The sequence below is a fragment of the Dyella sp. NPDC103356 genome (genome assembly GCF_055584465.1).
Genome location: NZ_JBVJLZ010000024.1, coordinates 1 through 8,819 on the forward strand (window position 1 = coordinate 1; position 8,819 = coordinate 8,819).

The window sequence follows — 8,819 nt, forward strand, 5'->3', positions numbered from 1 at the left end:
TCGCTGAAGCTGGTCGCCGGCACGGTGTAGTTCACCGCATTGCCCGGCTGGATGGTCTGCGTGGCCAGCGCGGCAGTCACCGTCGGCACGCCCGTGGCCACGGAGACCGGTGTCGCCGCGGTGGTGCCGTTGGCATACGCACTCTGCGCAAACACCGCACGACGGTTGCCATCGGCGTCATACACATACACCGTGCGCATGTTCGCCACGGTGCCGGCGGCGTTCTCCTCGGTCACTTCCTGCAACCGGTTGTGGCTGTCGTAGCCGATCAGCGTCTGCGTCGCTACCTGGGCGCCGCTGCCGTCCTGGGTGGTGTCGACCTCGCGGGTCTCGTTGCCGTTGGCGTCGTATTGATACGCATAGGTCGATGCCACGCCATTGACGGTTTCGCTCAGCTGCGCGATCTCGCCATTGGCCTCGTACTGGAAGTTCAGCGTCGAGGTGGTCGAGCCGCTGGGCCCGGTCGCGGTCCAGTTGCTGGTCTCGGTGACCAGCAACCCCGAGGACGCATCGTAGGTGTAGGTATAGGTTGCGCCGCTCTCGTCGACGTGACTGAGCATCTGGCCGACATAGTTGTACGTCCAGCTCTGCGTATAGCCGGCCGCCGAGGCTTGGTGGATCAGGTGGCCATTGACGTCGTACACGTACGTCGTCGTCTCCGACAACGGCGTGGTGCTGGTCAGGATCCGATGCTGGCTGTCGTAGCTGATGCGGGTGGTGTTGCCCATCGCATCGGTGCTCTGGATGCGATCGCCGTGGCTGTTGAGCATATAGCTGCCTTCGGACTGCAGCGTGCGCGCCAGGCCCGGCCCCGCCTGCAGGAAGGCGCCCTGCCCAATGACCTGGCTGAGGTTGTCGTACGTGGTGGTGTTGATCGGCGCGACCGGGCCGTTGACGGTCTGCACCGTCGGCGTCTGCTGCGCCACCGCACGGCCCAGCGCGTCGTAACTGGTATAGGTGATCGCCGTGGTCGCGTCTTCCTTGAAGTGCAGATTGCCCGCCGCATCGTAGGCGTAGCCGGTGAGGTTGCCGTTCTCATCGCGGGTGACCATCAGTTCGCCGTCGATGTTGTAGAACCACGACTTGACCGGATTCTGCGTGCTGTAGGCGCCCGTGGCCGAGACCACAACCACCGCCGCCTCGGTCTGCTGGATCAGGTGGTTCTGGCTGTCGTATTCGTAGGTCGTGCGGTTGCCGTTGTTGTCGACCTGGCTGAGCACGTTGCCCCAGCGATCGTACGTGTAGGTCGCCGGCGTTGCGCTGGCGACGCCGCTGGTGGCCACGCTGGTGGGCGTGTACTCGGTGACGACACGGCCGGACAGGTCCAGGAAGTCATGCGTCCAGGTCTGCGCACTACCGCCGGTGACCGTGCTGGCATCGACGACCTCGTGCCCGGCCAGGTCGTAGCTGAAGGTATGCATCGCCCCGTTAGTGGTGTTGGGTGCGGTGATCCGGTTGCCGACGTTGTCGTAGCTGTAGGTGAGCTCGTAGGTGGTCGCGTTGTCGCCCTGCGCAATCACCTCGCCAAAGGCGTTGTACTTCACATAGGTCGCGCTGTCGGGCGCGCTGGTGCCTGCACGCTGCGTGACCACACTCAGCTGACGGTTGTCGGCATCGTAGGTATGCGTCGTGGTGACCACGACTGGCGTGGCATTGGTCAGCGTGTAGCTCTGGGTGAGGACGTTGTTGTTGCCGTCGTAGGTCGCAAAGTGCGCGATGCCGTTCGGGTCGAACTGCTCGATCATCCGGCCGATCGCGTCGTAGTACGACCAGGTCTGCGTCGACAGCGTATCGCTGGCCACATGCGTGCTCAGCGCATTGCCATGGGCGTCGTACACGTAGGTCGTCATCGGGCTGACCGTGATGTACAGCGCCGCGGTACTCAGGTCCCAGCTCGGATTCTGGATCAGCAAGGTCTGCCAGTTGCTCGCCAGCACCTGGCGCGCGGGCGCGGTCACGCTGAGCACACGACCCAGCGCATCGTAGGTCGTGGTGGTCGTCGTGCCATTGACCGTCTGTGTCAGCACCCGGCCTTCGCCATCGTACGTGGTGCTGGTGACGCTGCTGGCGTTGTTGGCCGTGTAGTTGCTGAAGCTGCCGCCGAGCTGGCCCAGCGTGCCGCCGGTGTACGCCATCGCGCCGGTGTCGGTCTGGCTGAGCGTGCGGCCGAGCGCATCGTAGGTGTAGGTCGTGGTGCGATCAAAGCCGATCGTGGCGTTGCCCGCCGCCGGCAAGGCCGGCGGCGTGGACGTGAGGGCGGCCGAGCTGATGGCCTGGGCATACTGCGTGACCGTGCTGACGTCACCAAACGTGTCGTAGCTGGTGGTCGTCACATAGCCTTGCGGGGCGGTGTAATCGCCGGTGGGTGTCACCACCATCACGGCGCGATTGAGCGCGTCGTAATAGGTATAAGTCGTCGCCCAGATCGCCGGCGTCGTCGTACTGCCCGAGGTGATCGCGCCCTGGATCAACACCGCCGTGCTGGTGACGTTGCCGTAGGCGTCGTAGCTATACGTCGTGGTCGGCGAGCCCGTCGCGCTCACCCCACTCAGCACGCCCATCGAGGCATCGTAGGTGATGCTCGAGGACTGCACCTGAGTGACCTGGTTGAGCTGGTTGTACGCCGTGGTGACCGTGCGGTCCTTGGCGGACGTCACCAGGCCTTGTTGCACCTGGGCCAGACTCAGCGGCTGGCCGGCACTCCAGCCGGTGATCGCTGCCGTGTTGAGTGCGGTGGCATACGCCGTCGCACCGGTTGGATTGCCGTAGGCATCGTACGTATAGGCGGTGACGTCGCCATTGCCGTCGATCGCGTAGGCCAACTGGCCGTCGAGGGTGTAGCTGCGATAGCTGGTGTGACCGTTGCCATCCTGACTCACCACCGCCTGACCGAGCGCGTTATAGGTCACGCGCGTGGTGACGTTGACCGCATTGGTGCTCTGCACCTGATGACCGGCCGCGTCGTAGCCGTAGGTCGTGGTGGTGATGCTGCCGATCGTGCTCGCGCTGCTGCCCGAGCCCTGGCTGACGCTGTGCACCTCACCGAAGGCGTCGTAGACCGTGGTGGTGTAGACAAACTGGTTGGCCGCGGTCTGGAACGAGCCATCGACCGGGCTGTAGCTGCCGACCGTCACGGCCGGGCTTTGCGTCTGCACCAGGCGACCGGCGGTGTCGTAGCTGTAATGCCATACCGCGCCGTCGCGGTTGGTCATCGAGGTCTTGAGGCCGCGGCCGTCGTAGGTATAGCTGGCGTTGACACCCAGCGCATCGCCGGTGGTCAGCACATCGCCGCGCGAATCGTAGGTCGTCGTGCTCAGGCGTGCGCCGGTGGTACCACCGGCTGCACTGACGGCGGCCGCTACCGTCGCGAGCGTCAGGCTACCCGGCAGCACGATCGGATTGGCGATCTGCGCCACCTGCGTGACCCGGCCAAACGCATCGTACGTCGTCTGCACGACATCGTTGGCCGCGTTGATCGTGTAGATCAGCCGATTGTCGGCATCGTAGAGGTCGTTGGTGGTCTGTTTATTGGTGATGCCGGCCAGCGCTGTGGTCACACTGGCGGTGGTCAGCTGTGCGCTCAAGGCACCGCTCGTGCTCAACGGCAGCGTCTGCCCGTAACGGATCTGCGCGATCACGTTGCCGTTGGCATCGTAGCGACGCTCGATCACCGTGCCGGTTGTGCCGTTGGCGTTCTGCTGCACCACGAAGCGGGCCTGGCCCGCCGTGTCGTAGAGGGTCAGCGTCGCTTCGGCGCTGGCATCGCTGTTGCTGCCCGACGTACCGCCGACCTGTCCGCTCAGCCAGCCGAGCGCAGCGCCCTGTTGCAACGCCGTCGTCTCTCCGGCCGTGCTGACCGGATGCGCGTAGGCCAGGGTTTCGGTGACGCGACCGGCGCTGTCGTAGCGCTGCTCGGCGACGTTACCGTTGGGGTCGATCGTGTAGCGCACGTCGCCCGCTGCATCGTAGACGCGGTAGCTGACCGGATCGTTCGCGCTGGCCGTGAGCAGCGCGGTCACTTGTACCAGCGTCGGCGCGTTGCCCAGACTCCCCAGCGTCGTCGCACTCAGCGCGGTCGCATAGGCATGCGTGCTGGTGACGCGGCCGTCGGCGTCGTAGGTCGTGGTCACCACCGCACCGGCGGCATTGATCGTGAGTGCGGGGCGACCCGCGCCGTCGTAGACGGCATAGGTGCGACGGTCGTTGACACTGCTGGTGACCACCGCCGCGATCTGCGCCGGCGTGGGTGCACTGCCCAGACTCGTCAGCAACGACGCCGACAGCGGTGTCGCATAACTCAGCGTGCCGGTCACGCGGCCGGCCGCATCGTAGAACGTCTGCGTGACGTCGCCCGCGCCATCGATCTGGTACACCGCCTGACCGTCGGCATCGTACGCAGCGGTGGTGATGATGTCGTTGGCGCTCGGCACCAGGAGTGCCGCGATGTCGCTGGGCGTGGCCGTGGTGCTGATCGCCGTGCTGGACAGCGCGATGACGTACTGGTGCGTCTGCGTGACCTGCCCGGCCGCGTTATAGGTGTAGCTCGTCGGGTTGAGCGCTACCCCGTTCAGGGTGTAAACGACCTGGCCGTCGGCGTTGTAGACGGTTTGCCGGTAGCTGTCCTGACTCGTCGTCGCCAGGTTGAAGCCCTGCAGGGTCGCCAGCGTCGGCGTGGCACTCAGGGTGGTCAGCTGCGTACTCGACAGCCGCGTCGCGTAGCCGCGCGTCGCGGTCACACGGCCATCGGCGTCGTAGACGGTCAGCGTCACCGCGCCGGTCGGGTCGACGGTGACGACCTTTTGATTGGCTTCGTTATAGAGGGCACGCGTCACGTTGCCGTTGGCATCGGTCACGCTGACGACATTGTTGTTGCCGTCGTACGCGTAGGTGGTGGTTTGATGCAGGCCCGACGGGTCGACGATCTGCTGGCTCAGACGCTCCAGGTTGTCGTAGATAAACTGCGTCGTGGTGGCGCTCGCACCGCTGCCCACCGTCACCGTAAGCGTCTGGCCCGCACCGTCATAGGTATAGGTGGTGGTGCGGTTGAGGCCACCGGCATCCTGCACCTGGGTGAGCATGTCGCCGTCGGCGTCGTAGCTCATCGTGGTGACGCTGCCCATCGGATCGGTCACGCTCAACGTGCGGCCGAGACCATCGTAGGCATAGGTAGTGACCTGATGCAGACCCGACGGGTCGACGGTACGCGTGAGCACCTTGCCGTTCGCGTCATAGGTGTAGCTCACCACGCGGCCGCTTGCGTCGGTGCTCTGCAGCAGCTCGCCGTCGGCGTCGTACTGGTTCGTGCTGACCTGGCCGAGCGCATCGGTGACGGTGAGTACACGCCCGTCGGCATCGACCGTCGAGGTGGTGGTGTGGCCGCCACCATCGGTGACCGACACGGTATCGCCGAAGGCATCCTGCACCGTGGTCATCGTCACGCCGTTGGGCGTGGTGACGGTGACGGTGTGGTGGGCGACATCGTAGTGATACGTGGTGGTATGGCCCAGCGCATCGGTCTGGGTGAGCACATGCCCGAAGGCGTCATAGGTGGTTTGCGTGCTGCGCGTGACACCCTGCACCACCTGGCTGCTGCTGACCTGCCGGCCCAGCGCATCGTAGGTGGCCGTGACGACGTTACCGTTGGCGTCGGTGGTTTGCGTGACACGACCGAAGGCGTCATAGACCACACTGGTCGAACGCGCGACCGCGCTCCCCACACCATCCGTCTCGCCGATGCGCTGACCCCGCGCGTCGTAGCGGTAGCTCGTGGTGGTGCTGTTGGCGGCACTCAGCGCGCTGCCGGGCGCACTCAGCTGGGTCTGGGCCTGGATCAGATCACCGAAGGCGTCGTACTGGTACGCACTCTGGTAGCCACGGCCATCGATCGTGCTGGCCGCCTGGCCGTCCAGCGTATAGGTCGTGGTGGTGACGTGGTCGGTGGCCGGATTGGCCAACGCCGTGGCAGCGTTCGCCAGATCGGCGAGGGTGGCGGTGGTGAGATTGAGGGTAGCACCGCTGCTGCTACCGCTGCTGGTCAACGTCGCCATCGCTGCGAGCTGACGCGTGCTGCTGACTTGGCCAAACGCGTTATAGCTGTACGCCGTGATGGCGCCGAGGGCATTGCGCACGCCGTTCTGCAGCTGTCCTTGCACCGTGTACGCCAGGCGACCGTCGGTGTCGTAGTAGCTGTTCACCGTGTTGCCCAAGGCGTCCGTGGCCGTGATGCGCTGGCCGAGGGCGTTATAGGTGTAGGTCGTCGTAGCCTGCGTCGCATCGGTCGCGGTCAACAGCTCACCCAACGCATCGTAGGTGGCGCTCGTGGTACGCGCCGCGCCCTGCCCACTGACGGGCGTCACGGTGGTCTGGGTCAGTTGACCGACCGCGTTATACGTGTACGCAGTGATCGTGCCATCGGTGGCGGTCTCGGTCTGCTTGCGACCGTCCGCATCGTAGGTGCAGGTGCTGACCTCACTGGCCGGCGAGGGCCCCAGCAGAAGCAGCAACGCAGGGAGACCCTCCGCACCGGTCAGGGCGCCGAGCTGGGTCGTCGTCAACGCCGGCGCATAGCGCGTGGTCGTCGTGGTGTGGGTGGTCTCGTCGTCGGCGATCGTGGTGAGATAGCCGTCCGCATCAATCTGTGCGACGACCTGGCCCGCATCGTTGTAATACGTGCGCGTGGTCTGGTCGTTGGCGTTCGATGCCGGTGTCGGCAACGTCGTGACCGGTACGGTGACCGGCGTCGCATACGCCGTCGTGGCGATCACACGCCCGGCGCTGTCGTAGGTCGTGCGCGTGACGTTGCCATCGGCATCGACGGTCGCGATGATCTGGCCGTCGGCATCGTAGAAGGCCTGGCTGACGCGATCGCTGCTCGACGTGGGTAGGCTTGCCACGTTGGGGCTGGCGAGAAACGCCGTCAACGCGCTGCCGCTCAGCGGCTGGTTATAGGCACGCGTACTGACCGCGTGACCGTCGCCATCGTAGGTCGTCGTGACGACCTCGCCGGCCGGACTGATCGTGGCGACAACCCGACCGGCCGCATCGTAGACCGTGTGCGCCGTCCGATCGTTGGCCGTCGCTGTGGGGACAGGCAACGCACTCGGCAGGCTCGCGCTCAACGCACCGCCACTGACCCAGCCGCTCGCGCTGATCGTCGTCGCATACGCTGTCGTAGCAATCACCTGGCCATCGGCATCGTAGGTATAGGCGACGACCGCACCGGTGGGATCGACCGTACCGGCGAGGCGGCCGTCCGCATCGTAAAAGCGATAGGCGATATCCCCGGCGGCATCTTCGACTGCGCGCAACTGTCCCGCACTATCGTAGAGGTACGTCGTGGTGCGACTGGCCAGGCCTGTTGCCGACTGTGTGCTGCTCAGTAACAGGCCCGCCGTGTTGCGCACCTGCGTGATCGTCAGGCCATTGGCCTGCGTCGTGATCTGCGTATCGGTCGCGTCGGTGTAGCTGTGTGTGGTGATGTTGCCCAGCGGATCGGTCGTGCTCAGCACGCGGCCCAGGCCGTCATACGTGTAACTGCTCGTTTCCACCGTGGCGCGGTCGCTACCGCGCTGCGTGCCGGTCTGCAGCAGCTGACCCTGGGCGCTGTAGGTGTACGTGGTCACCACCGCACCGGTGTCGCCGCTGAGCGTGCCCTGCCCCTGGCCATTGAGGCGATCCCACTGGATCTGTTGCGTGAGCTGGCCACGCACGTCGTAGCTGTAGTCGGTACGTACACTCTGGCTCAGCACCGCCTGCACCGGGGCACTGGCGACCCAGGTCTGCAGGTCGCCAAATACCGGTGGTGCAAACGGACCCAGGCTGCCGGTCGGATACGTGACCCCGACGTAGCGCTCGCTACTCGCCAGCACGCTGAGACCGTTTTGTGTGGTGTAGTCGTGCTCGGTGACGTTCCCCAGCGGGTCGATTACATAACTCAGCCGACCCTGGTTGTCGTACACGTAATACGTCGTCTGCGCACCGCTCGGTGCCACATAACCGCTCTGCCCGGCGATGCCTTGCGCGGGCACGGTGTATACGGTCTGGTTGGAGACCTGGTCGTTGCCGTCGTAGATGTAGCTCACCGTATGACCGGTCGGGTCCTGCACGCTCAGCAGGTTGCCATCGGTGTCATAGCTGTAGCGCGTCACCGCACCGCGCGGGTCGGTCATCGTCAGTACGTTGCCGTTGGCATCGTAGGTGTAGCTCGTGGTCGGACGGCTGCCGTTGACGGTCGGCTGCAACACCGCCACCAGTTGGCCGGCGGCGTTGCTCTGGTAGGTGGTGGCGCGACCCAGGGCATCGGTCACCGTGGTGCTGCCGGCGGCGTAGCTCAGCGTGATCGTCTGCGCATCGGCGCCGGTGCCGGTGGTGACGCTCGTGACCTGATACGCACCCTGGGCATCCTCGGTATAACCGTAGCTCACCGTGGTGCCGTCGCTCTGCGTCACCGAGGCCACCCGATCGCTGCTGCCGTCGTAGGTGTAGGTGGTGGTGTAGCTCGCGCTGTTGGCGGCGGTATCGGACGCGAGCAGCGTGGTGACCGTGCTCAACCGACCGGACGCGTCGTAGCCGTAGCTCACCTGCTGACGGGTGATCGCCACGCTCTGGCCCGGCGGCACTTCCTGGATCGTCAGGCCGATCAGTTGACCGTTGGTGTTGTAGTCGAAGCTGAGGCTATCGCCATCGCCGGCAGTGATCTGGCTGAGCTGGCCGTTGGCGTAGCTGAAGCTATAGCTCGCGCCCGTCGCGGTATCGCTCAGCGATGTCAGCTGGCCGCTGGCGTTATAGGTTTCCTGCACCTGGTCGGCGGCATCGCTGTA

General features: G+C 65.4%; 1 pseudogene. It reads right to left on the minus strand.

Annotated elements, in window-relative coordinates:
• Positions 1 to 8,819: pseudogene (locus ACZ6WW_RS23440) on the minus strand (hypothetical protein); the annotation flags it as partial.